This window comes from Streptomyces sp. NPDC006602 (assembly GCF_042870385.1).
Classification (GTDB): Bacteria; Actinomycetota; Actinomycetes; order Streptomycetales; family Streptomycetaceae; genus Streptomyces.
This window is the reverse complement of the sequence record NZ_JBIAHG010000003.1, coordinates 403,682-428,901: the sequence shown is the minus strand read 5'-3', so window position 1 is coordinate 428,901 and position 25,220 is coordinate 403,682. Positions and strand designations below refer to the sequence as shown.

General features: G+C 69.5%; 28 protein-coding genes. 21 read left to right on the top strand and 7 right to left on the bottom strand.

Features of this window, described 5'->3' with window-relative positions; all coding sequences use genetic code 11:
• The 12 genes from ACFYO2_RS10720 (at nucleotide 1) to ACFYO2_RS10665 (ending at nucleotide 9,607) form a co-directional block, all read left to right on the top strand.
• Nucleotides 1-1,260, top strand: a complete 1,260-nt coding sequence (locus tag ACFYO2_RS10720) for a CpaE family protein (protein ID WP_388346990.1) — start codon at nucleotides 1-3, stop codon at nucleotides 1,258-1,260.
• An 11-nt stretch (nucleotides 1,261-1,271) separates the two neighbouring features.
• Entirely contained in the window at nucleotides 1,272-1,664 is a 393-nt protein-coding gene (locus ACFYO2_RS10715; RefSeq protein ID WP_388346988.1) for a TadE/TadG family type IV pilus assembly protein, read from the top strand.
• A gap of 1 nt (nucleotide 1,665) precedes the next feature.
• Complete coding sequence (locus ACFYO2_RS10710; RefSeq protein WP_388346987.1) at nucleotides 1,666-2,052, top strand: TadE/TadG family type IV pilus assembly protein; 387 nt, start codon at nucleotides 1,666-1,668, stop codon at nucleotides 2,050-2,052.
• Between the two features lie 24 nt (nucleotides 2,053-2,076).
• Nucleotides 2,077-3,414: a CpaF family protein gene (locus ACFYO2_RS10705; protein ID WP_388346985.1), complete on the top strand. Its 1,338-nt coding sequence runs from the start codon at nucleotides 2,077-2,079 to the stop codon at nucleotides 3,412-3,414.
• Nucleotides 3,415-3,425: 11 nt separating this feature from the next.
• Nucleotides 3,426-4,370 carry a type II secretion system F family protein gene (locus tag ACFYO2_RS10700; protein ID WP_388346983.1) on the top strand — a complete coding sequence of 315 codons (945 nt, stop codon included), beginning with the start codon at nucleotides 3,426-3,428 and terminating at the stop codon, nucleotides 4,368-4,370.
• 18 nt (nucleotides 4,371-4,388) lie between these two features.
• Nucleotides 4,389-5,276 (top strand): DUF5936 domain-containing protein, encoded by an 888-nt coding sequence (locus ACFYO2_RS10695; RefSeq protein WP_388346982.1) that lies wholly within the window; start codon nucleotides 4,389-4,391, stop codon nucleotides 5,274-5,276.
• Nucleotides 5,277-5,280: 4 nt separating this feature from the next.
• Entirely contained in the window at nucleotides 5,281-6,684 is a 1,404-nt protein-coding gene (locus ACFYO2_RS10690) for a sensor histidine kinase (RefSeq protein ID WP_388346981.1), read from the top strand.
• Nucleotides 6,685-6,698: 14 nt separating this feature from the next.
• Nucleotides 6,699-7,466 (top strand): response regulator, encoded by a 768-nt coding sequence (locus ACFYO2_RS10685; RefSeq protein WP_388347570.1) that lies wholly within the window; start codon nucleotides 6,699-6,701, stop codon nucleotides 7,464-7,466.
• Between the two features lie 100 nt (nucleotides 7,467-7,566).
• Nucleotides 7,567-7,764 (top strand): Flp family type IVb pilin, encoded by a 198-nt coding sequence (locus ACFYO2_RS10680; protein ID WP_388347567.1) that lies wholly within the window; start codon nucleotides 7,567-7,569, stop codon nucleotides 7,762-7,764.
• 56 nt (nucleotides 7,765-7,820) lie between these two features.
• A complete protein-coding gene (locus tag ACFYO2_RS10675; protein ID WP_388346979.1) occupies nucleotides 7,821-8,357 on the top strand; it encodes a hypothetical protein in 537 nt (178 codons plus the stop codon).
• 34 nt (nucleotides 8,358-8,391) lie between these two features.
• Nucleotides 8,392-8,967 carry a hypothetical protein gene (locus tag ACFYO2_RS10670; protein ID WP_388346977.1) on the top strand — a complete coding sequence of 192 codons (576 nt, stop codon included), beginning with the start codon at nucleotides 8,392-8,394 and terminating at the stop codon, nucleotides 8,965-8,967.
• A gap of 7 nt (nucleotides 8,968-8,974) precedes the next feature.
• Nucleotides 8,975-9,607, top strand: a complete 633-nt coding sequence (locus tag ACFYO2_RS10665; RefSeq protein WP_388346975.1) for an OmpA family protein — start codon at nucleotides 8,975-8,977, stop codon at nucleotides 9,605-9,607.
• Nucleotides 9,608-9,950: 343 nt separating this feature from the next.
• Here the strand turns inward: ACFYO2_RS10665 and ACFYO2_RS10660 are convergent, their stop codons facing one another.
• The gene (locus ACFYO2_RS10660) at nucleotides 9,951-10,328 is read right to left on the bottom strand and encodes a VOC family protein (RefSeq protein WP_307161941.1); all 378 of its coding nucleotides are present in this window, start codon (nucleotides 10,326-10,328) and stop codon (nucleotides 9,951-9,953) included.
• A gap of 142 nt (nucleotides 10,329-10,470) precedes the next feature.
• Between ACFYO2_RS10660 and ACFYO2_RS10655 the strand changes: the two genes are divergently transcribed.
• Nucleotides 10,471-10,659, top strand: a complete 189-nt coding sequence (locus ACFYO2_RS10655) for a hypothetical protein (RefSeq protein WP_388346973.1) — start codon at nucleotides 10,471-10,473, stop codon at nucleotides 10,657-10,659.
• Nucleotides 10,660-10,748: 89 nt separating this feature from the next.
• On the opposite strand, the gene ACFYO2_RS10650 is transcribed toward ACFYO2_RS10655, so the two are convergent.
• Entirely contained in the window at nucleotides 10,749-10,940 is a 192-nt protein-coding gene (locus ACFYO2_RS10650) for a hypothetical protein (RefSeq protein WP_388346971.1), read from the bottom strand.
• Between the two features lie 11 nt (nucleotides 10,941-10,951).
• Nucleotides 10,952-11,764 (bottom strand): helix-turn-helix domain-containing protein, encoded by an 813-nt coding sequence (locus ACFYO2_RS10645; RefSeq protein WP_388347565.1) that lies wholly within the window; start codon nucleotides 11,762-11,764, stop codon nucleotides 10,952-10,954.
• A 292-nt stretch (nucleotides 11,765-12,056) separates the two neighbouring features.
• Here ACFYO2_RS10645 and ACFYO2_RS10640 point away from each other — a divergent pair, with 292 nt between their 5' ends.
• Together ACFYO2_RS10640 and ACFYO2_RS10635 are read left to right on the top strand one after the other, a co-directional pair.
• On the top strand, nucleotides 12,057-12,443 hold the full coding sequence (locus ACFYO2_RS10640; RefSeq protein WP_388346969.1) for a hypothetical protein: 387 nt from the start codon (nucleotides 12,057-12,059) through the stop codon (nucleotides 12,441-12,443).
• A 128-nt stretch (nucleotides 12,444-12,571) separates the two neighbouring features.
• Nucleotides 12,572-13,621 (top strand): hypothetical protein, encoded by a 1,050-nt coding sequence (locus ACFYO2_RS10635; protein ID WP_388346967.1) that lies wholly within the window; start codon nucleotides 12,572-12,574, stop codon nucleotides 13,619-13,621.
• 28 nt (nucleotides 13,622-13,649) lie between these two features.
• On the opposite strand, the gene ACFYO2_RS10630 is transcribed toward ACFYO2_RS10635, so the two are convergent.
• Nucleotides 13,650-14,021: a DUF192 domain-containing protein gene (locus tag ACFYO2_RS10630; RefSeq protein ID WP_388346965.1), complete on the bottom strand. Its 372-nt coding sequence runs from the start codon at nucleotides 14,019-14,021 to the stop codon at nucleotides 13,650-13,652.
• A gap of 104 nt (nucleotides 14,022-14,125) precedes the next feature.
• Here ACFYO2_RS10630 and ACFYO2_RS10625 point away from each other — a divergent pair, with 104 nt between their 5' ends.
• From ACFYO2_RS10625 to ACFYO2_RS10600, 6 genes are all read left to right on the top strand, one after another.
• Nucleotides 14,126-14,716, top strand: a complete 591-nt coding sequence (locus tag ACFYO2_RS10625) for a dihydrofolate reductase family protein (protein ID WP_388346963.1) — start codon at nucleotides 14,126-14,128, stop codon at nucleotides 14,714-14,716.
• A gap of 44 nt (nucleotides 14,717-14,760) precedes the next feature.
• The gene (locus tag ACFYO2_RS10620) at nucleotides 14,761-15,594 is read left to right on the top strand and encodes a methyltransferase domain-containing protein (protein WP_388346961.1); all 834 of its coding nucleotides are present in this window, start codon (nucleotides 14,761-14,763) and stop codon (nucleotides 15,592-15,594) included.
• 727 nt (nucleotides 15,595-16,321) lie between these two features.
• A complete protein-coding gene (locus ACFYO2_RS10615; RefSeq protein WP_388346959.1) occupies nucleotides 16,322-17,095 on the top strand; it encodes an isoprenyl transferase in 774 nt (257 codons plus the stop codon).
• 419 nt (nucleotides 17,096-17,514) lie between these two features.
• Nucleotides 17,515-18,840, top strand: a complete 1,326-nt coding sequence (locus ACFYO2_RS10610; RefSeq protein WP_388346957.1) for a PhoH family protein — start codon at nucleotides 17,515-17,517, stop codon at nucleotides 18,838-18,840.
• A 413-nt stretch (nucleotides 18,841-19,253) separates the two neighbouring features.
• Complete coding sequence (locus ACFYO2_RS10605) at nucleotides 19,254-19,937, top strand: transglycosylase SLT domain-containing protein (RefSeq protein ID WP_388346956.1); 684 nt, start codon at nucleotides 19,254-19,256, stop codon at nucleotides 19,935-19,937.
• Nucleotides 19,938-20,061: 124 nt separating this feature from the next.
• On the top strand, nucleotides 20,062-21,372 hold the full coding sequence (locus ACFYO2_RS10600) for an AI-2E family transporter (protein ID WP_388346954.1): 1,311 nt from the start codon (nucleotides 20,062-20,064) through the stop codon (nucleotides 21,370-21,372).
• A gap of 143 nt (nucleotides 21,373-21,515) precedes the next feature.
• Here ACFYO2_RS10600 and ACFYO2_RS10595 read toward each other — a convergent pair whose 3' ends face one another.
• The 3 genes from ACFYO2_RS10595 to ACFYO2_RS10585 are packed head-to-tail and all read right to left on the bottom strand — an operon-like array spanning nucleotide 21,516 to nucleotide 25,065.
• A complete protein-coding gene (locus ACFYO2_RS10595) occupies nucleotides 21,516-23,858 on the bottom strand; it encodes an ABC transporter permease (protein WP_388346952.1) in 2,343 nt (780 codons plus the stop codon).
• Nucleotides 23,855-24,544 carry an ABC transporter ATP-binding protein gene (locus ACFYO2_RS10590; protein ID WP_388346950.1) on the bottom strand — a complete coding sequence of 230 codons (690 nt, stop codon included), beginning with the start codon at nucleotides 24,542-24,544 and terminating at the stop codon, nucleotides 23,855-23,857. The genes ACFYO2_RS10595 and ACFYO2_RS10590 overlap by 4 nt, the downstream gene beginning before the upstream one ends.
• A complete protein-coding gene (locus tag ACFYO2_RS10585; RefSeq protein WP_388346948.1) occupies nucleotides 24,541-25,065 on the bottom strand; it encodes a PadR family transcriptional regulator in 525 nt (174 codons plus the stop codon). Before ACFYO2_RS10585 ends, ACFYO2_RS10590 begins: the two co-directional genes overlap by 4 nt.
• Between the last annotated feature and the right edge of the window lie 155 nt (nucleotides 25,066-25,220).

Sequence of the window (25,220 nt, the reverse complement as noted above, 5' to 3'; positions counted from 1 at the left end):
ATGCCCACGAGGATCCTCCCGGCTGTCGGCGACGCGGACGCGATCCGGTCCATCACGACACTCCTCAGCCAGCTCCCCGACGCCGAGCCGGTGGCCCCGGTGGCCGACTCCACGCAGCTCATCGACACCCTCGCCCGCCTCGCCGCCGAGTCGATCGACGAACTGCCCGAGGTGGTCGTCGTCCACGAGCGCATCGGGCCGGTGCCCGCCCTGGAGCTCATCCGCGAAGTCGCCCTGCGCTTCCCGGCCGTCGGCGTCATCCTCGTCACCTCCGACGCCAGCCCCGGCCTCTTCCAGGCCGCCATGGACTACGGTGCCCGCGGTCTGATCGCCCTGCCGCTCGGGTACGAGGAACTGGCCATCCGCGTGCAGGCGGTCGCCCAGTGGTCGGTGGGCGTACGGCGTCACCTGGGCGCCGGCGGCGACGTGTTCACCGGCGTTGGCGGCACCGTCGTCACGGTCAGCGGGGCCAAGGGGGGCGTGGGCGTGACCCTCACCGCCATCCACCTCGCCCTCGCCGCCCAGGCGTCCGGCCGCAGCACCGCCCTGGTCGACCTGGACCTCCAGGCCGGGGACGTCGCCTCCTTCCTGGACGTCCAGTTCCGCCGCTCGGTCGTCGACCTGGCCGCCATCACCGACATCTCGCCGCGCGTCCTCGCCGACGCCGTCTTCCGCCACGACACCGGCCTCGCCCTGCTCCTCGCCCCCGGCGAGGGCGAACGGGGTGAGGAGGTCACCGACCGCGCCGCCCGCCAGATCGTCAGCGCCCTGCGCTCCCGCTACGAGATCGTCGTCGTCGACTGCGGCGCCCAGATCGGCGGCGCGGGCGCGGCCGCCGTGGAGATGGCCGACACCGCGCTGCTGGTCACGACGCCGGACGTGGTGGCGGTCCGGGGCGCCAAGCGCACCGTACGGATGTGGGACCGGCTGCAGATCCGCAAGGCCGAGGAGACGACGGTCGTCGTCAACCGCCACACCCGCGGTACGGAGATCCAGCCCGCGCTCATCCAGAAGATCACCGGCACCGCTGTCGCCGGCACGGCGGTCCCGGCCAACTTCAAGGAACTCCAGGGCGCGGTGGACGCCGGCCGCGTCCACGAACTCGACAACCGGAGCACCGTGAAACAGGCCCTGTGGACCCTCGCGGGGGAGCTGGGGCTGGTCAAGGGGTCCGACGCGCCCGGCCATCGCGCCGGCCGGCTGCGGGGCGCCGACCGCTCGGCGATCGGTTTTCGGCGGCGCAGAGAGCTGGGGAGGTAGGGGTGCGGGGCATGCGGGCCATGCGGGCGCCTTCCTCGGGCCGACGTGACGATGGCCAGGTCACCATCGAGTTCCTCGGAATGACCCCGCTGATCATCCTCACACTGGTGCTGATGTGGCAGTTCGTGCTGCTGGGATACACCTTCACCCTCGCGGGGAATGCTGCCGACGAGGCGGTACGGGCGGCGACGGCGGCGGATCCGGGGGCGCGGCAGGGCGCATGTCAGCAGGCGGGCCTGGACAAGCTCCCGGACGCGTGGAGCGGCACGGTGGAATGCGACACGGCCGGCGGCTATGTCACGGCCGACGTCCATCTCCAGGTCCCTGTCCTCTTCCCCGGCTCGATCGGCTTCCCTTTCGAGGTCGACGGCCACGCGGGCGCCGTAGAGGAGGCGAAGGACTGAGATGTCGTACGACGGGAACGGGCGGGCCCGCCGCACAGGCCGCGACCGCGGCCAGGTCGCCCTCGAGTACCTCGGGTTCATCCCGATCCTGGTCCTCGTCGCGATGGCCGGCGTACAGATCGGGCTGATCTCCTACACCGCCCAGCAGGCCGGTACGGCGGCCCGCGCCGGGGCGCGCGCCGCCTCGCTCGAACCGGGTGCCGCCCAGGAAGGCTGCCAGAACGCGGTCAGCGGCTGGCTGGCCGACGGAACCGAGTGCACCGAGGCATCCGGCGCCGACGAGGTCATGGTCACGGCCACCGTCCAGATCCCGTCGATCGTCCCCGGCTGGGACTTCGACCCCGCCACCAAGACCGCCACCATGCCGCTCGACGCGACCACGGACTGATGCAGGAACGAGGAGCACTCCACCATGAGCCTGCGAGCACGCATCAACACCCCCGAGGAGAACGGCAGCCGGGGCGAGGACGGCCACCTGGTCGCCTCCTACCGGGCCAAGCTGCTGGAGGAGATCGACCTCGCGGAGATGAGCTCGCTCGCGGCGGCCGAGCGCCGGGCGCGGCTCGAGCGGGTGCTCGGGCACATCATCAGCCGTGAGGGTCCGGTCCTGTCGACGGTGGAGCGCTCCCAGCTGATCCGGAGGGTCGTCGACGAGGCGCTGGGCCTCGGCATCCTGGAGCCGCTGCTCGAAGACGCGTCGATCACGGAGATCATGGTGAACGGCCCGGACGCGATCTTCGTCGAACGCGGCGGCCGGGTCGAGCAGTTGCCGCTCCGCTTCCCTTCCCACGACCAGCTGATGCAGACGATCGAGCGGATCGTCTCGACGGTCAACCGGCGCGTGGACGAGTCGAACCCCATGGTCGACGCCCGCCTCCCCTCCGGCGAGCGCGTGAACGTGATCATCCCGCCGCTGTCCCTCACCGGCGCCATCCTCACCATCCGCCGCTTTCCCCGCTCCTTCACGCTCCAGGAGCTGGCCGGCTTCGGCTCCCTCGACGACCACATGCTGTATCTGCTGGCGGGCCTGGTGCAGGCGAGGTTCAACATCATCGTGTCGGGCGCGACGGGCACCGGGAAGACCACGCTCCTGAACGCCCTGTCCGGACTCATCCCCGAGGGCGACCGCATCATCACCATCGAGGACTCGGCCGAACTCCAGCTCCAGCAACGCCACGTGGTCCGCCTGGAGTCGCGCCCGCCGAACGTGGAGGGCCAGGGCCGCGTCACCATCCGCGACCTGGTCCGCAACTCGCTGCGCATGCGCCCCGACCGGATAGTCGTCGGTGAGGTCCGCGGCGGCGAGTCCCTGGACATGCTCCAGGCGATGTCCACGGGCCACGACGGCTCGCTGGCCACCGTGCACGCCAACAGCGCCGAGGACGCCCTGATGCGGCTGAAGACTTTGGCGTCGATGTCCGAGGTCGAGATCCCCTTCGAGGCGCTGCACGACCAGATCAACAGCGCCATCGACGTGATCATCCAGCTGACCCGGTTCGCCGACGGCGTCCGCCGCATCACCGAGATCGCCCTGCTCGACAGCCACGGCAGCGAGCCGTACCGCATCGCCACCGTCGCCCGCTTCAACGCCCAGCCGATGGCGGCCGACGGCCGGATCCACGGCCGCTTCGAGTACTTCCCGATCCCGCGCAGCACCGCCGACCGCCTCTACATGGCGAGCCAGCCCACGCCCCAGGCCTTCGGCGTGGCCCAGTCAGCAGATCAGCTAGCCACCCGAGTAGCCAGGTAGGAACGACCCCCATGGATCTCCAGACCCTCGTCACCCTCACCACCGGCATAGCGCTGCTGACCTGCGTACTCGCCGTCATCGGCGTCCACCTCTACGCCAAGGGCAAGGCGCAGCGGGCCGCACTCGTGGAACGCCTGACGGCAGCCGGCCAGATACCGCTCACCGGCCGCCGGCGCCGTTTCCGCAACCTCGACCGCCGACTGCGCGGTACGAATCTGGGCCGGAAGCTGGAACTCCGCCTGGCGGCGACCGGCCTGGACATCACCCCCGGCGAGTTCTTCGCCGCGATGCTCGCCGCGGTCGCCGGCCTCTGGCTGATCGGCCAGGCCACCCTCGCCCCCTTCTTCGGCCCGATCGCCGGGCTGCTCGGCATCTGGGCGGCGGTCCAGTTCCTCAACTGGCAACGCCAGCAGCGCATCGAGAAGTTCATCAACCAACTCCCCGAGATGTCCCGCATCCTGGCCAACGCCACCCACGCGGGACTGGCCCTGCGCACGGCCATCGGCATGGCGGCGGAGGAACTGGAGGCCCCGGCCGGCGAGGAACTCGCCAAGGTCGCCAACCAGTTGGCGATGGGCGCCACGATGGACGACGCGCTGGGCGAGATGGCGGAGCGGCTGCCGTCACGCGAACTGGTCGTCCTGGTCACGACCCTGGTCCTGTCCAACCGGGCGGGCGGCCAGGTCGTCAGCGCCCTGCGGAACCTGACCGAGACGCTGGAGGAGAGGAAGGAGACCAGGCGCGAGGTCCGTACGCAGCTGTCCCAGGTGAACATGACGTCGTACGCGGTCCCGGTCCTGGGCGTCGGCTCGCTCTTCCTCATGAACGGCGTGAAGGACGGCGCGCTGGACCGCATGACGGGCTCGCCGGTCGGCCAAGGGGCGGTGATCATCGCGTTCGCGCTCTACGCGGTGGGCTTCATCCTCATCCGCCGCCTGTCCCGCATCGACGTCTGAGCGGCGGGGGATCACACGATGGCACTCCTGCTCGCCCTGCTGATGGGCCTCAGCGTCTGGGGCATCTTTGCCGGCATCCGCATGTACCGGGCCGACGCCAAGCTCCCCAGCGACCTGGCGCTCGCCCTGGAGGTCGGCGCCACCCGCACCGGCGCGGTCGACTCGCTCATCGACCGCATGGGCATGCGCTACGCCCCCGCGGTCCTACGGCTGATGGGCCCCAAGCAGGTGGCCAAGTACCGCCGCAAGATCGACCTCGCGGGCAACCCCGGTGGCCTGACGATCGACCGCTACGCGGCCCGCCGGGCGGTCTACGGCTTCCTCGGCGGCGTCGGCTTCCTGGTGTTCCTGCTCCGTGGCCAGGTACTGGTGGCCCTGTTGCTGCTGGCCTTCGGCGCGTTCTGGACGGAGGTCGGCATCTGGTCGGCGATCCGGATCCGCAAGGACGTCATCGAGCGCACCCTGCCGGACTTCCTGGACGTACTGGCGGTGGTGGTGAGCGCGGGGCTGGGTTTCCGGCAGGCCTTGGACCGAGTGGCGTCGAAGTACGAGGGCCCCTGGGCGGACGAACTCCGCATCACCCTGCGCCAGATGGACCTCGGCATGAGCCGCCGCCAGGCCTTCGCGGAACTGCGCCGACGCAACGACTCCGAGCAGGTGGCGATGTTCGTCACGGCACTGCAGCAGGGGGAGGAGCTGGGCGCCCCCATCGTCGACACGCTGGTGTCCCTGGCGAAGGACATGCGCCGCACGGACGCCCAGAACGCCCGCCGCAAGGCGGCCCGCGCGGTACCCAAGGCCACGATGATGATCACGACGTTCATGGTCCCGGCCACGATGATCCTGCTGGGCGCGGGGCTGTTGTTGGGGTCGGGGACGGACTTCGGGTCGATCACGGGGGAGTAGGGCCATGTTGAGCGTGAAAGGACGCGCGGCCGCCGACGGCGGTCGGCCCCCACAGGGGCCACCCGCAGCCGACGACGAAAGCGGTACCGGTGGTGCGGGTGGGAACTTAGAAAACCCGGCCGAAGGCCGGGTACAAAAAAACGCCTCCGCACCCGCCCTGTCGGTCCAGGTGAACGCCTTACAGGCCATGTGCCGCCAAGTCTTCGGCTTCCGCCTCGCGATGATCGCCGTAGCCGCCCCCGCCGCCCTCCTCAACGCGGGCCCCGGCCTCGGCGTCCGCCTCGTCGGCGCCGCCGTGGTGGTCACCTTCATGACCTCCTACGTCCTCTTCAGGGACTGGGAACGCTTCGGCCCGCTCCTCCTCCGCCACCCCACCCTCCTCGCCGCCGACACCCTCCTGGGCTCGCTGCTCCTGATCTCCGCAGGCCCGGACACGACCCTCGCCTACGTGAGCGTGTGCACCCCGCTCCTCGCCGGCATCGTCTACGGCTGGCGCGGCGCCGCCGTCTTCGCCTCGCTCCAGTCCCTGATCCTCCTGCTGGTCCACGCGGCCCTGAACGACGGACCTCACGTCGGCCCGGCGGAGCGACTGCTCCTCCCCGGCCTGTGCGTCATCACCGGAGCCCTGGGCTCCACCCTGCGCAACCTCATGCTCCGCTTCGGCACGGCGACGCAGGCGCTGGCCACCGTCAAGGCCCGTCTCGCCGTCACGGAGGCGGTCGGCGCCGAACGAGCCCGCCTCGCCCGCGAGATGCACGACTCCGTCGCCAAGACCCTGCACGGCGTGGCCCTCGCGGCGGACGGCCTGGCCCACTCGGCGGGCTCGGCCGACATGGACCCGGCCCGGGTGAAACAGCAGGCCGAACTCGTCGCCCGCGCCGCCCGCCGCGCCGCCGCCGAGTCCCGCGAACTCCTCACCGACCTGCGCCGCGAGTCGGACCCGGCCCACTGCACGGACGTCCTGTCCGAACTGGCCGCCCGCACAAAGGACTTCACCACCCGCACGACCCTCCTGGCGACGTACCACCCCACCGGCGAGAACACCGGGCCACCACCCCGCGTCCCGCCCGCCGTGGCCCGCCAACTCCTCACCATCGCCACGGAGGCCATGGAGAACGCCCACCGCCACGCGTCCGCGACCCGTGTGGACGTCCGCGCGGGCGTCCACGGCGACCTGCTCCGCATCAGCGTGTACGACGACGGCCGGGGCCTCCCCCCGGACACCACCCTCGAACACCTCCGCAAATCCGGCCACTTCGGCCTGCTCGGCATGCTCGAACGCGCGGCGTCCGTCGGCGCCCGCATCGACATCGGCCAGGGCCCCCACGCAAAGGGCACGGAGGTCCTCCTGGAACTCCCCTTGGCAGCGGTGATTCCGTTGGCCGACTCCCAACCCCCCACTACCTGAGAGGAGGCCGAATGATGCCGGACCAAGAGACGACGCCACCCCGCACGCCTTTACGCATCGTCGTCGCGGACGACAACCCGGTGGTACGAGCAGGCCTCACCGCCCTGCTCTGTGGCCGCCCGGACCTCACCGTCGTCGCGGAGGCCGCCAACGGCCACGAGGCCTGCGAGGCGACCCGCGACCACCGCCCCGACGTGGTCCTCCTGGACGTCCGCATGCCCGGCACGGACGGCATCTCGGCCCTCCCGTACCTGGTGAAGATCGCCCCGGTCCTGATGCTGACCTACAGCGCGGAGCCGGAGACCGTCCGAGAGGCGCTGCGCCGAGGCGCCGCGGGCTACCTGGTCCACGGCGAGTTCACGGTGAACGAGCTCATCACCGCCGTACGAGCGGCGGCGGCGCAGGAGAGTGCGACTGCATACGAAAATATGGACGCGTTGATTCCGCAAGTGAGCAGCGAACTGGCAGCTGGAACAGGCAGGTTCGCCCTACGGTCGGTCCCGTCACCCCCCAATTTCCCCAAAGCGCTTTCGCAACTGCAACCAACTGTGGGACAGTCGTCGAGGTTGCGGTTCCGGCTGAGTACGAGGGAGGTGGAGATCATGGACCTCATCGCGTCAGGCATGAACAACCAGCAGATCGCCGCCGCCTGCTTCATCAGCGAGAAGACGGTCAAGAACCACATCAACCGCATCTTCGCCAAACTCCACAGCACAAGCCGCTCCCAGGCCGCCGCGAAGTGGCTGGGCACCGCACCGAGTTCCTACCGAGGACTGGGGTGACCTGTGGCGACGGGGAATTGGGCCCAGGGGCCCTCGGCAGGACGGGGTGTTCCGGCTTACGGTTCGCATGTCGATGGCGACGACAGCGGAGGGGAACACCATGAGCAACTGGATCAACACGACCATCACGTACCTTCAGGCCCGCGCCGCCCGCGACGACAGGGGGCAGACCGCGGTGGAGTACCTGGGGATCATCGCGGTGGTGGTGGCGATCGTGCTGGCGATCACGGGGACGGACATCGGGCAGACGATCTACGACGCGATCGTGGACAAGGTCGACGAAGTCGTCGGTGCTTGAGGCGATCCTCTGAGGGCAGCGACGCAGGGCAGGCTTTCCCCATCTATATAACGGTGGTGGCGGGTCTGCTCTTTCTCGCGTTCGCGTACCTCGCGGTCGGCCAGGCCGCGGCGAATCGGAACGGCGCCCAGACGGCCGCCGATGCGGCGGCGCTGGCGGCGGCCCTGGACACTCGGGACCAACTCGCGGACAAGTGGGTGGAGGACGTACTCGACCCGACCAAGTGGCAGGCCATCTTCGACGGCATCGCGGAGGGACTGACCCCCTCGTGCTGGCGCGCCGATCAGCTCGCCGCGCAGAACGACGCCAACGTGCAGTGCGGGCCGGACGGGCCGTTGGCCTACACGGTCGAGGCGAAGACCAACAAGTCCGTCGGAGAGTCCATCGTCCCCGGCACGGAGGACCGTCACTCCAGGGCCTCGGCCACCGCGGTGATCGATCCGCTGTGCACATTCGAGCTTCCCGGAGGGGATGCCGGGGGCGACGTACTGCCACAGCTCTCGTGCAAGGACAGGAACTGGGTCCTGGACCCGGACGACCTCACCGTTCTGCCGGAACCCGAGGACCTCTTCGACGTCCATCTGGTCGACTGACGAGCGAACGACGAGTGATGAAGGAAGCGGAGAGATGAGTATTCGGTTCACTGCGAGGGCCCGCAGGGGGATCGTCGCGCTGACTGTTGCGGCTGGTCTGGCCGTCGGTGTGGCCGGCTGCGGCGGCGGAGGTGACGACAAGAAGCCAGAGGCATCGGCGTCCGCTTCCAAGAACGGCGGGTCCGACCCGAGTACTCAGGAGGGGACCGACGAACTCTTGGCAGAACTCAAGGGTGAAGACGGCCTGATTCTCCAGATCGCCTCTGCGCAGAGGGATTCCGGGGGGTTCGTCACAGTGAGCGGTGAGCTGAAGAACGACGGTGACAAGGCGGCCCGGGTCTCGGTACGGACAGCGGGCGACGAGACCGAGATCATCAGGCATGGCTCATCGCTCGGCGGAGCGACCCTGGTGGACTCTGCGACCAAGAAGCGGTACTACGTGCTGCGTGACACGGACGGGCGTCCGCTGACGACCACGGGCATGCCCAGGATCGACGCGGGCGCGTCCATCCCGGTGTTCATGCAGTTTCCAGCGCCGCCGACGAGTACATCCGAGGTGACGTTCCAGCTGCCGACCTTCGCCAGCGCCACGATCACGATCTCCGGGTGAGGCCACCATGACCCCCACGGCCCCCCGCCTAGCCCTGACCCTCACCGCCGCCTCCCTCATGGTCGCCGCGAACCTCTTCACCGCGTCCACGGCCCACGCCGACGACTCGCCCAGCGTCCCCCCAGGCACCGAACCGTCCGCCTCCGCCCCCGTCAACGTCGACGCCAACGACCCCGACCTCAAGCTCCCCGAGGGCGCCACCCTCGCCGAGGCCAAAGTCCTGGACATCAAGCAGGTCGTCGAAGACCAGAGCGGTGACGAACGCCGCGAGGACACCAACGCGGACGTGAAGTTCGCGCTACAGGCGGAGGTGCTGTTCGGCAAGGACAGCGCGAAGCTGAGCGCCGAAGCCAGGGCGCGTATCTCCGGGATCGCGGAGGAGATCAAGACCCAGAACGCGACGAGGATCCGCGTCTTCGGCTTCACGGACAACCTCGGCTCCTCCGCCCACGGCGACGTCCTGTCCAGACAACGCGCCAACGCCGTGCAGGCGGTCCTGGACCAGGAACTCAACGACCCGAACGTCACCTTCGAGGTCCGCGGCTACGGCGAGCAGTACCCGATCTCCTCCAACGCGACGGAGAGCGGCCGCAAGAAGAACCGACGGGTGGAAGTGTCCTTCCCGCGAACGGAGAGCTGAGAAGCGCCTGACGTGTCCGCCATGCAACTCACGACATGCCCGACGTCATGATTCGCGTGGCCTGTTGACCGAACTGCGGCCGCGCATACGGAACCGACTGCGCTCATGAGCACGCTCCCAGCTCGACGCGCAGATCTCCCGGCAGCAGCAGTCCGTTGACTTGGGAATACCTTCCTTCCGGGAGATCGTTGCTCGCACCACTGCGGTGCCCGCATCGACGGAGCCTTCATGACCTGGATGGTTGTCACCTCCGGCGATGGTCATGCGCAACACCCAGTTCCTGCAGGGATAAGCAGCCGCCCCGGCTCCATTCGTAGCCGGGGCGGATTCTCGTCGTGTGCGGTCAGGACTGGGGACGGTTGCGGCACAGGCAGAACGGATGCCCGGCCGGGTCGGTGTAGACCTGCCAGCCGTAGCCGGACTCGCCGACGAAGCTCTTCTGGAGGGTGGCGCCCAGCTTGATCACCCGGCGCTGCTCGGGCTCGAACTCGTCCACTTCGAAGTCTAGGTGGAACTGCTGCGGATGCTCCTGGCCCGGCCAGCTGGGCCGCTGGTAGTTCTCCACCCGCTGAAACGACAGCTCGACGCCGTCATTGCGCAGGTTGACCCAGTCCTTCTGGCTTATGTCGGTGTTGATCTCCCAACCCAGCAGCTCGGCATAGAACTCGGCCAGCTTCCAGGGGTCGGGGCAGTCGAGAATGACATCGGTGAACGTCAGCATCCGATCATCGTAAGTCGCGGCGCCGGACGCCCTCGATGCATTAGATCGGTGCACCCCAAGACTTAGGTCGGAGAAGCCCGCCGAAGTACGTGACCAGCTAGCCGCCGTGGCGGAGGCTCGTGGGATCAGTCTCCGTGCCCTGATGCAGGAGATAGCCGCTCAGACCTTGACCCCCGAGCAGATCGGGGAGCGGGCCGACCGCACCCGTGCCCTCCTCTCCGAGCTGTTCGGGCATGAGGTGATGGCGCGGAATCCAGTGATGCGACGCGGGATTCGGGAAGCCGCCGCCGCTCACCGGGCCGCTCTCGTGGAGGCGAAGTCGCCCCGTTGAACCAGACCGAACCGATCCACCCGGCTGTGGATCTCCTCGTTCGAGTGACCATGCTTCAGAGACGAGGCGCGTGACGTCGCCATGACGTGTCAGAGCAGGTGATCTGCCTTGCCGGCCTTGATGTCCCGGATGAGCGTACGGAGGGCATCGCGGCTGTCGGTCAGGTGGTGCTCCTCCTGTCCGGCGACGGCGATGTAGGCGTTGCCGTCGGCGTCGGTGCCTATGCGGAAGCAGTTGTTGCCTTCACCGCAGAAGGGCTCTTCCCAGGTGATGCCGGTCATGGCGGGCTCCCTCAGATCTCGCGGGCGACGGTACGGATGAGGTCGCGCGAAGCCGCCGAGGGCAGCGCCGCGTCGTCCATCCAGTCCAAGTGGGAACGGTACTTGGTGAGCTGAGACTCGGAGCCGGTGAATTCCGGCCCGTGTGCGGAATCAAGCTGCACGGTGTCGAGTTGTAGAACGGGCCCGTCAGCGTAGAGCAGCGCGTGCCCGGCCCCCGGGAAGCCGCCCACACTCGTCGGAATGACCCGTACGTGGATCGTGTCGCGCTCGGACTGGGCGGCCAGGTGATCCAGTTGCTGCCGGGTCACCTCGGTGCCGCCGTACGGCATGCGCAGCGCGGCCTCGTGGACGTAGGCGACGTAAGGAAGCGGCTCGGCCCGCTCGAACACCTGCTGCCGACCCATGCGATGCGCCACCCGCAGTTCGACCTCGAGCCGGCTCAATGCCGGCAGTACGGCAGCGAATACTGCGCGGGCGTACTCCTCGGTCTGGAGCAGTCCGGGTACGTGCATGAATTGCGTGGTCCGCACGCGCGCGGCGTGCCACTCCAACTCGGCGATGTCCAGCAGTCCGGCGGACAGGGTGCCCCGGTACTGCTCCCACCACCCCCGCTCTTTGCCCTCCGCCATGGCGACCAATGCCGCGACATAACTCTCATCGGTGCAGGCGTAGTTGCAGGCCAGGGTGCGAATGCGTTCGGCCGAGAATGGGCGGATCCCCGACTCCATGTTGGACAGCCGGGTCCGATCGATGCCGAGCAGTCCGGCCGCGTACTCCGTGGTGGCGCCCGCCGCCAGCCGCATCTTGCGCAACTCGGCACCCAGCCGCTTCTGCCGCTCAGTCGGCGTGCTTCTCCCGTTCCCCCATGCAAGGATGCGTTCGCTAACGCGAAGGCAAGGTTAGACCTTCACGGTGTCCATCACATAGGAGATAATTACCCCCCACCGTGGTGGACCCGGGACGCCGCTCACCGGCAGACTGTGACCCATCACAGTGGAGAAGGGACGGCATGTCGACGAGGCCCGCGTGACCGTACTGATGGCGGCTGCCGCGCTGTACGGGGTTGTCCAGCTCTGCGCGCTTTCCTGGCCAACACGTTCAGTACGTCTCTCAACGGTGCTGCTGGCCTTTCTCGTCGGCATGTATGCCTGTGGAACGGCCACGGCGCTCCTGGAACTCGAGGTCCGTCGTCAGTGGGGCCTGACGGACTTCACCGTCCTGGGAGCCGCACTCGGTGCCGGCTTCGGCCTACTGGAAGCGCTCCTGCGCTACTCGTTGGACGCAGATCGCGCCCTGTCGCGCCATGGCGGCTGGCTGGTCCCCGACAGCCTGTCACCTCCCTACATCCCGCGCCCGGGCGAGGTGTTCACGTCCTGGCTCCCCTCCCCTGCGGCCACACTGCACCTCGGCCGGACGGGCGAGGCGACGGTGGCGACTTTCACGCATCACCCGGCGTACTACTGGCGCGGGAGCGGACGGACGGCGACACCGCAGCCACCCTGATTCGCTACGCGGCCTGGCGTCTTCCCCGGACCCCGCTGATAGCTCTGCGCTTCATACGCCTACGCCGAGCCCTCTGCTATGCGGCACCCGCGACTCCACCTGCCGCCCTTGAACCCTTGCACCGCGCAGTGGCCGACACAGCCACCCGGATCGACGCCACCGATCGTCCACAGCCTTGGCGTGCGGCCGACATACGAGCACACATCAGAGCCGCCCGAGCCGGCACGGTCCGCCGCAGAAGACGACTCCTGAACCTGATCCCCTTCCTCCTGCTGCTCCCGTCCGTCCTCTTCCTGGGCGTCGGCTCGTTCAAATCCACGGCCGAACTCCAGGAGTACTTCACGACGTGCACCGGCCCGAAGCTCCTCCTGGCCTGCGCGGCAGCCGCCCTCGCCTGGACGGCCTGGCTGTTGACGATGTTGCTCCGCACCTGGCGCGAAGCAGCCGCCCAACCCCTGGCCGAACCCCTCGCCACCCACCGCTTCCGTTTCTCCTCGGCGGTGGCCTCTGCGACAACCGGAACGCTTCTGCTCTGGCGAAGCGCAGGCCCGGCCGGCCCCGACGGCCGGGTCATCCCCACCACTCACCTCCTCGAAGCCCTCGACCATTTCCTCGCCTACCTCGGCTTCGCCCTGCTCCTCCTCTCCCTCCTGGCGCCCTTTCCGCCAGGAGCCGGCCTCGCCCTGGCCGGAAGCGGCGCCGTGGGCGGCCTCACCCCGGAGGGAGTTCTCGTGGCTGCACGGCTGGGCATCGCGGGGATCGCCCTCATGGCGGCAGGAGGCGCAGGCGGAGGTGTACCTGGTGAAAACGGCGGATCGGAGGAAGGGGAACGGGGGAAGTCCCGGGATGATTCCATAGACGAGACCGAAAAGGTTTTCAGTCCCAAGGAGCGCTCCGAAGTGAAGCCGGTGGATGCCGAGTTCGTCGACTATGCGGCGAACCTCGGGCACGCGGCGGTCGAGGTGGAACTCACCCATGAGTACGAAGAAGACCACGGCATGCCGTTTGAGCGGTACGACTCGCTGCTCACCGTCCGCGATCTCGACTCGAACCCGGAACGCCAGGAGGCGACAGCGAGACAGATCTTCGAGCGTCTGTCCGCCCTCGGCCGCTACGACCTGATCCTCGTGCGGGACCTGCAAGAACTGCTCGCCTCCTCCCGGCCGTCGTCGGAGTGAGGGCCTGCCATCGGGCCGGGCCGGCGACTTACCTCTCCTCCACCTCTATGTCCACCCGCACGCCCATCCGCACCCCCCACCCCGCCATCACCCCGGCCTCCGCCTCCAGCACATGCCGGGCCCACACCCGCGGCAGCCCGAGCCGTCCCGGCCGCATGGTGCGTACGGCGATCACCTTGAGCCGTCGGTCCAGGTACGCGACGTCGATCGGCATGCGCATCCGGAAGGTGTGGACGCTGCCCGCGGGGGAGAGGAGCATCGCCCCGTCGATGGAATCCCGGCCGAGCAGGCCCTTCGTGCGGGCCCGGTACGAGGCGGCGATCTCCAGCGGAACCCTGACGACGGCCTCGCCCTCGCCGGGTACGACCAGCTTCCCCCGCCCGTCACGCCAACGCCCCATGTCCGACCACCCCTCCCTCTGCGCCTCCCTATTCATACGGGAAACGGTGACTACGGTGGTTGCCGACTGCCGCGACAGGCGACGTGAGACGAGACGGGGTGTCCATGCGAAAGATCGTCCTGATGATGTCGGTGTCCCTCGACGGCTACATCGAGGGCCCGGGCCGCGACATCGGCTGGCACCGGGTCGACGAGGAACTGCACCGGTACTTCAACGACGTGGTCGCGGGAATGGGCGGGCTGCTGAGCGGCCGGGTCACGCACGAGCTGATGGCCGCGTTCTGGCCCACCGCCGACACCGACCCCGAGGCCACCCCGGTCACCGCCGAGTTCGCCGCCATCTGGCGGGAGATCCCGAAGATCGTGTACTCGCGGACGCTGGAGGACGCGGGCTGGAACACCACCGTCGTGCGGGAGGTCGTCCCCGAGGAGGTCCGGGCCCTCACGGAGCAACCCGGCGGCGACCTCGGCCTGGGCGGCGCCGACCTCGCCGCGGCCTTCCTCCGCCACGACCTCGTCGACGAGTTCCATATCTGCGTCCACCCCGTCCTCGTCGGCGCCGGCAAGCCCCTCTTCCCGGCGCCCGGGACCCCGGCGGCCCTCCGGCTCATCGAGTCCCGCACCTTCGGCAACGGCGTCGTACTCCTGCGCCACGAACGCGACCGCGCCGCCGGGCGGGTACTCGTCACGCAGTAAAAAATGAGCTGCGGCCACTGACCACGCCTTGCGACGATCACCCCATGGCAGAGCAGCAGCACAGCGCGGCCGAACACGGGCGACGTACCTTTGAGGAGCTTGTCGCCGAGGGGGCCGCCGTTCCCACCGAGGGCTGGGACTTCTCCTGGTTCGAGGGGCGGGCCACCGAGGCGCGGCCGTCATGGGGCTACGCGCGCTCGATGGCCGGCCGGCTGGCCGGCGCGACCGCCGCACTCGACCTCCAGACCGGCGGGGGAGAGGTGCTGGACTTCGCCCTCGGCGCGGCCGCCCCGAAGGCACCCACGCTCACCGTCGCGACCGAAGGCTGGCCACCGAACGTCGCCCAGGCCACCGCACGCCTCAGCCCGCGCGGCGTCGCCGTCGTGGCCTCGCCGCAGGACGCGCCGCTGCCCTTCGCGGACGCGGCCTTCGACCTCGTGGTGAGCCGGCATCCCGTTAACCCCAGCTGGCCCGAAATCGTCCGTGTGCTGGAGCCCGGTGGCACCTACTTCGCCCAACACGTCGGTCCCCGTAGCGCGTTCGAGCTCGTCGAGCACTTTCTCGGCCCCCTGTCGCCGGAGATCAGCGCGAACCGCCACCCCGACCGTGAACGCGCCGACGCCGAGGCCGCCGGCCTGGAGATCGTCGACCTGCGCGCCGAGCGCCTGCGCATGGAGTTCCACGACATCGGGGCCGTCGTGCACTTCCTGCGCAAGGTCGTCTGGATGGTCCCCGGCTTCACCGTCGAGGCCTACGAACCCCGGCTTCGCGCCCTGCACGAGCGGATCGAGTCCGAGGGCCCCTTCATCGCCCACAGCACCCGCCACCTCTTCGATGCCCGGAAGCCGAAGTCATGCTCCGACGGTACGCAGGCATGAGGTCAGGTCTCGTCCTCGCTCGGTGTGCCCTGGTTCGCCACGAACACCACCCATTCGGGCTGTATGCCCCCCGTGGATCCATGCCTCCATGCGGTTTCCACATTGTTATCGCAGGCGGCTCGCGTCGGCCCCAGGTCTTACGTAAGTTCAGACCAAGGTAATTCGCGTGAGCAAAGCTGCGCGGGCGGTACCGCGCGGCGGAGGGGGCTGCGCGGTGCCGCGACCGCCGCCGACACTTTCGGCGTCAAAGGCGCGCTCACCCGGGCGTCACCCGGGAGGGGGAAGCTCACCAAACCTCCCGGATCTCCCCGCCTCCGGCCCGGTTCCCCGCAGAATCCGCTGTGTTCCGGCCATGAACCCGCCCCGAAGAGGCCCTTGACGGCCACCGGGCCGTCGCCGCCCGACTCCGGAGAGTAGTTGTGGCACGCCGATGCGCGCGGCATCACTTACGAAGGGTTATGGTGGAACCCCCCCCTCGGGCCGGTCCGTATCCCCCCCACGGACCGGCCCGTTTTTTGTGCCCGGAGGGGTCCCTTCAAAGGGGCGGGCGGGCGTCCTGCCCAAGGGGCGCGGGAACTGCGCGACGAGCCCCCAACGGACCGGCACTCGCCCCTGCACGCCAGGCACCCCCGTGAGAGGCGCCACAACCCACCGGCACCCCGACAGACGCGCCCGCGATACCCTCGCTCCGCGGGGACCGCCACCGTACGGAGGGGCTGACAATCACGTGAACCTGCGCGACAAGCTGCGCGGCCTGCTCGTCAGGCTGTACGCACGCCGGGTGGAAGGTCACCTGGACCACGCCCAGGTGCCCAAGCACATCGGCGTCGTCATGGACGGCAACCGGCGCTGGGCGAAGGCCGCGGGTTCCACCACAGCCCAGGGTCACCGCGCCGGTGCGGACAAGATCGAGGAGTTCCTCGGCTGGTGCACCGAGACGGACGTCGAGGTCGTCACGCTCTGGCTGTTCTCCACGGACAACTTCGACCGGCCGCAGGAAGAGCTCGTCCCGCTCTTCGGGATCATCGAGGACGTGGTCCGCTCCCTCGCCGCCGACGGTCGCTGGCGCGTGCACCACGTCGGCACGCTCGACCTGCTGCCGCAGGGCATGCAGCGCACCATCAAGGAGGCCGAGGAGGCCACCGAGAAGGTCGACGGGATACTGGTCAACGTCGCCATCGGCTACGGCGGCCGCCAGGAGATCGCCGACGCGGTCCGCTCGATGATCCTCGACGCCGCCGACAAGGGCACCTCGATGGCGGACCTCGCCGAGTCCGTCGACGTCGACATGATCGGCCGCCACCTCTACACCGGTGACCAGCCCGATCCTGACCTGGTGATCCGTACCAGCGGCGAACAGCGACTGTCCGGATTCATGCTGTGGCAGACGGCCCACTCGGAGTACTACTTCTGCGAGGTCTTCTGGCCGGCCTTCCGCAAGGTCGACTTCCTGCGCGCCCTGCGCGACTACGCGGCACGCCACCGCCGCTACGGCGGCTAGGCCACCGCTGTCACGTTGGCCGGGCGACCGCTGTCACGGCGGCCGGGCGACCGTCGTCACGGCGGCCGGGCGACCGTCGTCACGGCGGTTGAGGCCCGCACCCGGCCGAAGGGCGCCCGAATACCCCGTTTGGGGCGGAAGTAACAAGGAGTTCACCAGCGCGCCGTCATATGCACTGGCATGGCGGCGCATGTTCGAGGGCATAAGCCAAGCAGGTCGACGCCCGAACCACGGGTGTCGTATCTCAGCGGACGGCACGGGGCCGTCCGCCCGGGAGGCCCTTTGCACCAGCCCGACCGTGCGGTCACAGCGCGGACGACAAGGCGGAGGGCCGGTTTTCGGCCCGTGCAGGGCGGCCGACGACCGGTCCAGCTCCACTCCGTCGCTCCCCGACCTCATCCGAGGGGGTACGTCCTTCCGTGGTGACCAGCACAAAGCGCCACAAGCCCGACCGGCGCACTTATGTTCTCGACACCAGCGTCCTGCTGGCCGACCCGCACGCCCTGAACCGCTTCGACGAGCATGAAGTAGTGCTGCCGATCGTCGTGGTCACGGAACTGGAGGCCAAGCGGCACCATCCCGAACTCGGCTACTTCGCCCGGCAGGCCCTGCGCCTGCTCGACGAGTTCCGCGTCCAGCACGGCCGCCTTGATGCTCCCATCCCCATCGGGGATCTCGGCGGGACCGTCCGTGTCGAGCTCAACCACTCGGACCCCAGCGTCCTGCCCAGCGGCTACCGCCTGGGGGACAACGACTCCCGCATCCTCGCGGTCGCCCGCAATCTGCAGGCCGAGGGGTTCGACGTCACAGTCGTGTCGAAGGACCTCCCGCTCAGGATCAAGGCCTCGTCCGTCGGGCTCCTCGCCGAGGAGTACCGCGCCGAGCTCGCGATCACGGACGCCTCCGGCTGGACCGGAATGTCCGAACTGACCCTGCCCGGCGAGCAGGTCGACATCCTCTTCGAGGAGGGGCACGTCTACGTGCCCGAGGCGGCGGAACTGCCCGTGCACACGGGTCTGACGATCCAGTCCGAGCGTGGCAAGGCGCTCGGCCGGGTCACGCCCGAGGGCAACGTCCGGGTGGTGCGCGGAGATCGTGAGGTCTTCGGCATCAAGGGCAGGAGCGCCGAGCAGCGCATCGCGCTCGATCTGCTCCTCGACCCGGACGTCGGGATCGTGTCCATGGGCGGCCGGGCCGGCACCGGCAAGTCGGCTCTCGCGCTGTGCGCGGGGCTCGAGGCGGTCCTGGAGCGCCGTCAGCACAAGAAGGTGATGGTCTTCCGGCCGCTGTACGCGGTGGGCGGGCAGGAGCTCGGCTATCTGCCCGGCTCCGAGTCCGAGAAGATGAGCCCCTGGGCGCAGGCGGTCTTCGACACGCTGTCCGCGGTCACCAGCCGCGAGGTCATCGAGGAGATCAGCGCGCGCGGGATGCTGGAGGTGCTCCCGCTCACCCACATCCGCGGCCGCTCGCTGCACGACGCGTTCGTGATCGTGGACGAGGCGCAGTCGCTGGAACGGAACGTCCTGCTGACCGTTCTGTCACGGATCGGCGCGAATTCACGGGTCGTTCTGACCCATGATGTGGCGCAAAGGGACAATCTGCGAGTCGGCCGCTACGACGGTGTCGTCGCCGTCGTCGAGAAACTGAAGGGGCATCCGCTCTTCGCCCATGTCACGCTGACGCGGTCCGAGAGGTCCCAGATCGCGGCCCTTGTGACCGAAATGCTGGAGGATGGGCACATCTGAGAAGCTCGGTCCAATCAGGGCCGGTTACGCGGTAGTTGGCGCCGTTCGGAAAGGCAGTGAGCCTAGCCGGGCGGCGCCTTCGCGCGTGGAGCTTTCTCGGAATCCCCTGGGCCAAACAGGATGTGAGCTTTCACACGCAACTCAGAATTGCCTTGCGGCGTCCGGTTACGGCAGAGTCTCACTCCTGTCAGGCCCCGCATACGGCACACCTGTACCCCCAGCGGTACGGCACCACAGCAGCACCACATCAACTCCATACCGTCGCCGTATGCCGCCCGCTCACCACGCGGCGCTCCCGCAAGGGAGTTGCCCACCGGGCCCGCGCCTCCGTGACCCGCTGTTGGAGGCCAGTGCCAGGGGCACGATTGCGTCCGCCAGGGTCACCGAAGCGGGCGATGCTGGAAGGAAACCGTGTGAGCCCGATTTCGGTCCGGGGATTCGCAGTGGCCTCTGCCACGGCGGTCACCGCTGTCGGAAGCGTTGTTGGAGTTGCCTCGGGCAGCACCGCGCAGAACAACGACGCCGAGGCGACTGCAGCCGACTCGACGCTCCTCGCAGACATCCCCGCGGGTCAGCAGGCCCAGGTGCAGACCGCCTCCCTGACACAGCAGGCGGACGCCCAGGCCATCGCCGCGGACGCGAGCGCCAAGAAGGTGGCGGAGGAAGCGGCCCGCAAGGCTGCCGCCCAGACCGCGATCGAGAAGAAGGACGCTGCCGAGAAGGCCGCCCAGGCAGCCAAGGAGCGCGCGGAGGCCGAGACCAAGGCCAGCCGCGACTCCTCAAGCTTCCCCGTCCAGAGCTCCTACACCATCGCGCAGATCCAGGCGATGGCGCAGTCGATGGTGCCGAGCGGCCAGTGGCAGTGCTTCAGCAACATCGTGGACCACGAGTCCAGCTGGAACTACCGGGCCGTCAACGCCTCCTCCGGCGCCTACGGCCTCTTCCAGGCCCTGCCGGGTTCCAAGATGTCGTCGGTCGGCGCCGACTGGCAGACCAACCCGGCCACCCAGATCAAGTGGGGCCTCAACTACATGGACAGCCGCTACGGCAGCCCCTGTGAGGCGTGGTCGTTCTGGCAGGCCAACAACTGGTACTGAGCCGCCACCCGCTCAACCTCGCGCAGCCCCTCCCCGTCCTAGGGGGAGGGGCTTTCGCCATGTACGGTCGGTCCGGACGACTCCAGGGGGAGTGGTGGGGAGAGACGGGGAAAAGGGACGGATCATGTCGCCAGTGCCAGGGTGGCTCGGTCGGCTCGGAGCCAAACTGACCGACATGGGTGAGCGGTTCGGCGAGCGCCGGGCCGAGGCGGAGCGGGAGCATGCCGAGGCGCAGGAGAGGGACCTGCCCACCGACCACCTTCCGCCGTCCGCGGACCCCGTGCCCGTGGTCGTGGTGGACCGCCCGGATCCCGCACAGGTCGTGCCCTGGGGCGTCCGGGTCGCCGCCGAGGCCGGCTGGCGCCTGCTCGTCCTGGCCGGCACGCTCTGGGTCCTCATGCGGATCATCAGCGCCGTACAACTCGTCGTACTGGCGTTCGTGGCGGCGCTGCTCATCACCGCGCTGCTCCAGCCGACGGTGGAACGGCTGCGGCGGCTCGGCTTCCCGCGCGGGCTCGCCACCGCCCTCACCGCGATCCTCGGCTTCGTCGTCATGGGCCTGATCGGGTGGTTCGTCACCTGGCAGGTCATGGAGAACATCGACAACCTCTCCGACCAGATCCAGGACGGCATCGACGAGCTGCGCAAGTGGCTGCTCAACAGCCCCTTCCACGTCACCGACAAGCAGATCAACGACATCGCCGAGAACCTGCGCGACGCGGTCGGCGCGAACACCGACCAGATCACCTCGGCGGGCCTGGAGGGCGTGACCGTCGTCGTCGAGGCGCTGACCGGCATACTGCTGGCGGCCTTCTCGACGCTGTTCCTGCTCTACGACGGCCGGCGCATCTGGCAGTGGACGCTGAAGCTGGTGCCGGCGGCGGCCCGGCCGGGTGTGGCGGGCGCGGGCCCGCGGGCCTGGCGGACGCTGACGGCGTACGTCCGCGGCACGGTGATAGTGGCCCTGATCGACGCCATCTTCATCGGTCTGGGCATCTACTTCCTCGACGTCCCGATGGCCGTCCCGCTCGCCGTCTTCATCTTCCTGTTCGCCTTCATCCCGCTCGTGGGCGCGGTCGTGTCGGGGGCGCTGGCGGTCGTGGTCGCGCTGGTGACGCAGGGTGTCTTCACGGCCGTGATGGTGCTGGTGGTGGTCCTGGCGGTCCAGCAGATCGAGGGCCACATCCTGCAGCCGTTCATCCTGGGCCGGGCGGTCCGCGTGCACCCGCTGGCGGTGGTGCTGTCGGTCGCCGCGGGCGGGATGGTCGCCGGTATCGGGGGTGCGGTGGTGGCGGTGCCGCTGGTGGCGGTGACGAACACGGTGGTCGGCTATCTGCGGTCGTACTCCCACGAGGCGGCGCTTCAGCGGTCGCCGCGACCCAGGGGTGCTACGGCGGTGGAAGCGGCCCCTACTGACACGCCCCCGGCGTCGTAACCCGGGGGTCCAGGGGGCTCCGCCCCCAGGACCCCCGGGCCTGTGCCCACCCACCGCCCGACTCGGTGGGTCGAGAGGCTGAGGTCGAGGGCCACCTCTCGGTGGGCACAGGCCGGGTGTCCGGGGGCGGAGCCCCCAGTCGGCTACTCCGTGCGCAGCCCGTCCGGCCGCATCAGCCTCAGCAGCGGCGGCAGGCTCAGCAGCGTCACCCCCAGCACGACCGCCGCACCGACGCCGGCCATCGACAGCACGCTCGGCCAGTCCACCCGTACCGAGGTGTTCGTCATCTGCAGCAGGACCGCGCCCAGCGTCAGCCCCACCGCCGAGGCCAGCAGCAGACCGAGCGCGATCGGGATCGCCGTCTGCCACAGCACCGACAGGCTCAGCGTGCGCCGCCGGGTGCCGAAGGCGACCAGCGACGACAACAGCTTCTTGCGTTCGCGCAGTTGCTCCAGCTGCGAGACCAGGAGGCTCGCGCCGATGAGGGCGAGGACACATGCGGCGCCGACGAAGAGGCCGGTGCGGATGGCGGTGAAGCGGTCCGCCCGCTCGACCGACTGCCAGACCATGGGCTCGCTCAGCGGGTCGATGGTCGCCGCCGTGTTCCGCACCAGGTCGTGCACGTCCGGCACGGACTCGTCGAGGTTCAGGTAGAGCTGCCCCTGCAGTACCTCACCGACCGCGGCCGGCAGCGCCTTCGGGGTGATCAGGAAGCCGCCCCGCTCCGACTCGGTCGGGTCCGGGCGGGTCTGCGCCTGCTTCACGCCCGACGGGACCACCCAGGGCACCTCCGCGCTCTCCACGTCGTCGCCCTCGTAGGACGGATCGAAGTACAGCGTCCGTCCGGCCTTCGCCAGCTTCGGGGTGTCGGTGTCGTAGTCGGCACCCCGTACGGCGAACACGTCACCGTCCCGGCACGAGGGCAGCTCGGCCACTGCCCGCAGCGACGCGCAGTCCCCGACGGTCACCTGGGCGCCGAGGGCCGGATCCGTGCGCCGCTCGCCGAGGTAGCCCTCGGAGTACGCGTAGACCTGGCGCACGCCCTCGGTCCGCCGGAACTTCTCGGCGGAGGAACCGAGCGGTTGCCCGTCACGCAGCGACACCTGCATCTGCACCCGTGAGACGTCGTAGCCGGTGGCCTTCGTGTAGTCGCTCTCCACCCCGGCGAACAGCATCTGCAGCGCGATCGCCCCGGCCACCGCCACCGCGATGCCGTTGACCATGCGAGCGGCCGTGCCGCTGCTCAACTGCAGCCTGCGTACGGCCAGTTGCCAGGCCACACCGCCCCGGCCGAGCCGCGCCACGACCGCCTCGACGATCCACGGCAGCAGCGCGGTCACGCCGACGAGCAGCAGCAGGACACCGCCGACGACCAGGTACTGGTTGAAGCCGCCCTCGTCGCGGCCCTGTCCGAGCATCGGGTAGAGCATGGCGAGCCCGGCCAGCGGCAGCAGCAGCCGCCACCACAGCCGGCGCCGCGCGGGCTTCGCCGTACGCACCACACCGAGCGGCTCGATGACCACGCCGCGCAGTGCGAACAGCGTGACCAGTACGGCGCCCGCCGGCACGGCGAGACCGACCAGCAGGGCCAGCGCGGGGGAGGGATTGAGGTAACTCGGGTACACACTGATGTCGAACGCCTCGACCGAGCCCGCCACTTGGCGGCCGATCAGGAAGAAGCCCGCACCGAGGAGCAGCCCGAGCACCGCGCCCGCGAGCGCCTCGCCGGCGGCGATCCGCCGCGTGGACCGGCTGTCGGAGCCCACCAGCCTGAGCGCCGCGAGCCGCCGGTCGCGCCGCTCGCCGCCGAACCGTACGGCCGCGGCGACGAAGACGGCGACCGGCATCAGCAGGACGACGAAGACGACGAGGATCAGCAGGAGCAGGACGGGGTCCAGCGGTTCGGACGTCCGCTCGGAGACTCCGAACCGTTCGATCCGCGCTGCCCCGCCTCCGCCGAGCCTCTCGGCGAGGCCCTGGCCGCCCCGGTAGAAGGCGAGTTCGGCCGGGCCGATCAGCCCGCTCTCGCCGATCGTGCCGACGATCCGCTGCGGCAGCCGCTCCCGCAGCAGCTTCCCGGAGTCGGATTCCAGGAGGTCCTTCAGCGTGGGCGAGACCACCATCTCGCCCCGCGCCGGGAACTTCGCCACCCCCGGCGGCAGCGGCGCCCGCGGCCCCTCAGGCTCCAGCTCCCGCCCCCGGACGTCCTTGTCGCGGAAGGTCGTACCGGCGTTCGCGACCAGGAGCGAGTGGTCCGACCTGGACACCTTGGTGTCGGTGTCGCCGTAGGAGAGGTCGTTGCGGGCGTTCTCCCGGTCCTGGCGCGCGGCCAGTGCGCTCGGCACCGCGGTCGTCAGCAGCAGCAACGCCACTCCGAGCCCGACACCGACGGCCGTCAGCAGTGCCCGCATCCACCCCTCGCGCCCCCCGGCGAACGCGAACCGGACCCCCATGGCAAGGTCCAGCCACCACTGCCTCAAGCTCATACGACGCGCTCCATGTCCCGGGACTTCCCGTCCCGTACGACGATCTCGCGGTCGGAGTAGGCGGCCACCCGCGCCTCGTGCGTGACCAGGACGACGGCGGCGTTGGTGGAGCGGGCGGCGTCCGTGAGCAGCTCCATCACGCGCTCGCCGTTGAGGGAGTCCAGCGCGCCGGTCGGCTCGTCGGCGAACAGCACGCGCGGGTTGGTGACCAGCGCCCGGGCGACGGCGACCCGCTGCCCCTGCCCGCCGGACACCTCACCGGGCCGCTTCTTGCACAGGTCGTCGACCTCCAGCCGCTCCATCCAGGACAGGGCGGTCCGCTCGGCCTCCTTGCGGGAGACGCCGTTCAGCCTGAGCGGCAGGGCGACGTTCTCCACGCAGGCCAACTCGGGCACCAGCTGGCCGAACTGGAAGACGAACCCGAACTCGCTGCGCCGCAGCGCACTGCGCTGGGCGTCGTTCATGGTGGCCATCTCGCGCCCGTTGTACGTGATCGAGCCGGAGTCGGGCGGCACGATCCCGGCGAGACAGTGCAGCAAGGTCGACTTGCCGGACCCGGACGGGCCCATCACGGCGACGACCTCACCGGCGTGGATGGAGAACTCGGCGCCGTCGAGCGCGACGGTCGGCCCGTACGCCTTGCGCAGCTCGTCGGCCGCGAGCAGGGAACCTGCGGGTGCGCTCACTTGGCCACCACCTCGGCGAGCTTCTCCAGCCGCGCGGCCGTCAGCTCCAGCCAGCGCAGATCGGCCTCCAGATGGAACAGCGCGTGATCGCAGATCAGCTGGTCGGCCAGATCGCCCTTGCGCTTGCGGTCGGTGAGGATCCGCATCATGCGCAGGTGCTCGGCGCGCTGGGTGTCGAGGATGTCGGCCGCGTCGCGCCGCGTGAGCAGCGCGAGAACGACCTTGGTGTACAGCGTGGACTGGAGGTACGGCTCGGGCTTCTCCGGCGTGGCGAGCCACCGCTGTACGTCGGTGACGCCGGCCTCGGTGATGGCGTACCGCTTGCGCTCGGGGCCGCCGCCGGGCTCGATGCCGTCGACCTCGACGAGCCCGTGCTTCAGCAGGCGGGACATCGTCGAGTAGACCTGGCCGTAGTGCAGCGGCCGGTCGTGACCGAACTTCTCGTCGAAGGCCCGCTTCAGGTCGTAACCGTGACGGGGGCCGGACTCCAGGAGTCCCAGGAGGGTGTGACCGATGGACATGGAGAGGACTGTACACGGGGTGTATACGTCGTGTGTATAGAACGAGGACTCACGTCCGGTCTGCTTGCGCTGCCGCGGTCGCCTCTGAGAGAGCGAGCTCTCATTTCGTCCGGCCGCGGCAACCATGAACCCCTTTCGTCAGTCAGGTTCCATGG

Excerpts from the sequence above, each read along its gene's own strand:
- ACFYO2_RS10670 (WP_388346977.1), top strand. The coding sequence starts at position 8,392 with ATGAGTATTCGGTTCACTGCGAGGGCCCGCAGGGGGATCGTCGCGCTG.
- ACFYO2_RS10710 (WP_388346987.1), top strand. The coding sequence starts at position 1,666 with ATGTCGTACGACGGGAACGGGCGGGCCCGCCGCACAGGCCGCGACCGC.
- ACFYO2_RS10700 (WP_388346983.1), top strand. The coding sequence starts at position 3,426 with ATGGATCTCCAGACCCTCGTCACCCTCACCACCGGCATAGCGCTGCTG.
- ACFYO2_RS10650 (WP_388346971.1), bottom strand. The coding sequence starts at position 10,940 with ATGACCGGCATCACCTGGGAAGAGCCCTTCTGCGGTGAAGGCAACAAC.
- ACFYO2_RS10705 (WP_388346985.1), top strand. The coding sequence starts at position 2,077 with ATGAGCCTGCGAGCACGCATCAACACCCCCGAGGAGAACGGCAGCCGG.
- ACFYO2_RS10720 (WP_388346990.1), top strand. The coding sequence starts at position 1 with ATGCCCACGAGGATCCTCCCGGCTGTCGGCGACGCGGACGCGATCCGG.
- ACFYO2_RS10595 (WP_388346952.1), bottom strand. The coding sequence starts at position 23,858 with ATGAGCTTGAGGCAGTGGTGGCTGGACCTTGCCATGGGGGTCCGGTTC.
- ACFYO2_RS10660 (WP_307161941.1), bottom strand. The coding sequence starts at position 10,328 with ATGCTGACGTTCACCGATGTCATTCTCGACTGCCCCGACCCCTGGAAG.
- ACFYO2_RS10690 (WP_388346981.1), top strand. The coding sequence starts at position 5,281 with ATGTTGAGCGTGAAAGGACGCGCGGCCGCCGACGGCGGTCGGCCCCCA.
- ACFYO2_RS10585 (WP_388346948.1), bottom strand. The coding sequence starts at position 25,065 with ATGTCCATCGGTCACACCCTCCTGGGACTCCTGGAGTCCGGCCCCCGT.
- ACFYO2_RS10715 (WP_388346988.1), top strand. The coding sequence starts at position 1,272 with ATGCGGGCCATGCGGGCGCCTTCCTCGGGCCGACGTGACGATGGCCAG.
- ACFYO2_RS10600 (WP_388346954.1), top strand. The coding sequence starts at position 20,062 with ATGTCGCCAGTGCCAGGGTGGCTCGGTCGGCTCGGAGCCAAACTGACC.
- ACFYO2_RS10685 (WP_388347570.1), top strand. The coding sequence starts at position 6,699 with ATGCCGGACCAAGAGACGACGCCACCCCGCACGCCTTTACGCATCGTC.
- ACFYO2_RS10695 (WP_388346982.1), top strand. The coding sequence starts at position 4,389 with ATGGCACTCCTGCTCGCCCTGCTGATGGGCCTCAGCGTCTGGGGCATC.
- ACFYO2_RS10630 (WP_388346965.1), bottom strand. The coding sequence starts at position 14,021 with ATGGGGCGTTGGCGTGACGGGCGGGGGAAGCTGGTCGTACCCGGCGAG.
- ACFYO2_RS10625 (WP_388346963.1), top strand. The coding sequence starts at position 14,126 with ATGCGAAAGATCGTCCTGATGATGTCGGTGTCCCTCGACGGCTACATC.
- ACFYO2_RS10655 (WP_388346973.1), top strand. The coding sequence starts at position 10,471 with ATGCAGGAGATAGCCGCTCAGACCTTGACCCCCGAGCAGATCGGGGAG.
- ACFYO2_RS10620 (WP_388346961.1), top strand. The coding sequence starts at position 14,761 with ATGGCAGAGCAGCAGCACAGCGCGGCCGAACACGGGCGACGTACCTTT.
- ACFYO2_RS10665 (WP_388346975.1), top strand. The coding sequence starts at position 8,975 with ATGACCCCCACGGCCCCCCGCCTAGCCCTGACCCTCACCGCCGCCTCC.
- ACFYO2_RS10680 (WP_388347567.1), top strand. The coding sequence starts at position 7,567 with ATGAGCAACTGGATCAACACGACCATCACGTACCTTCAGGCCCGCGCC.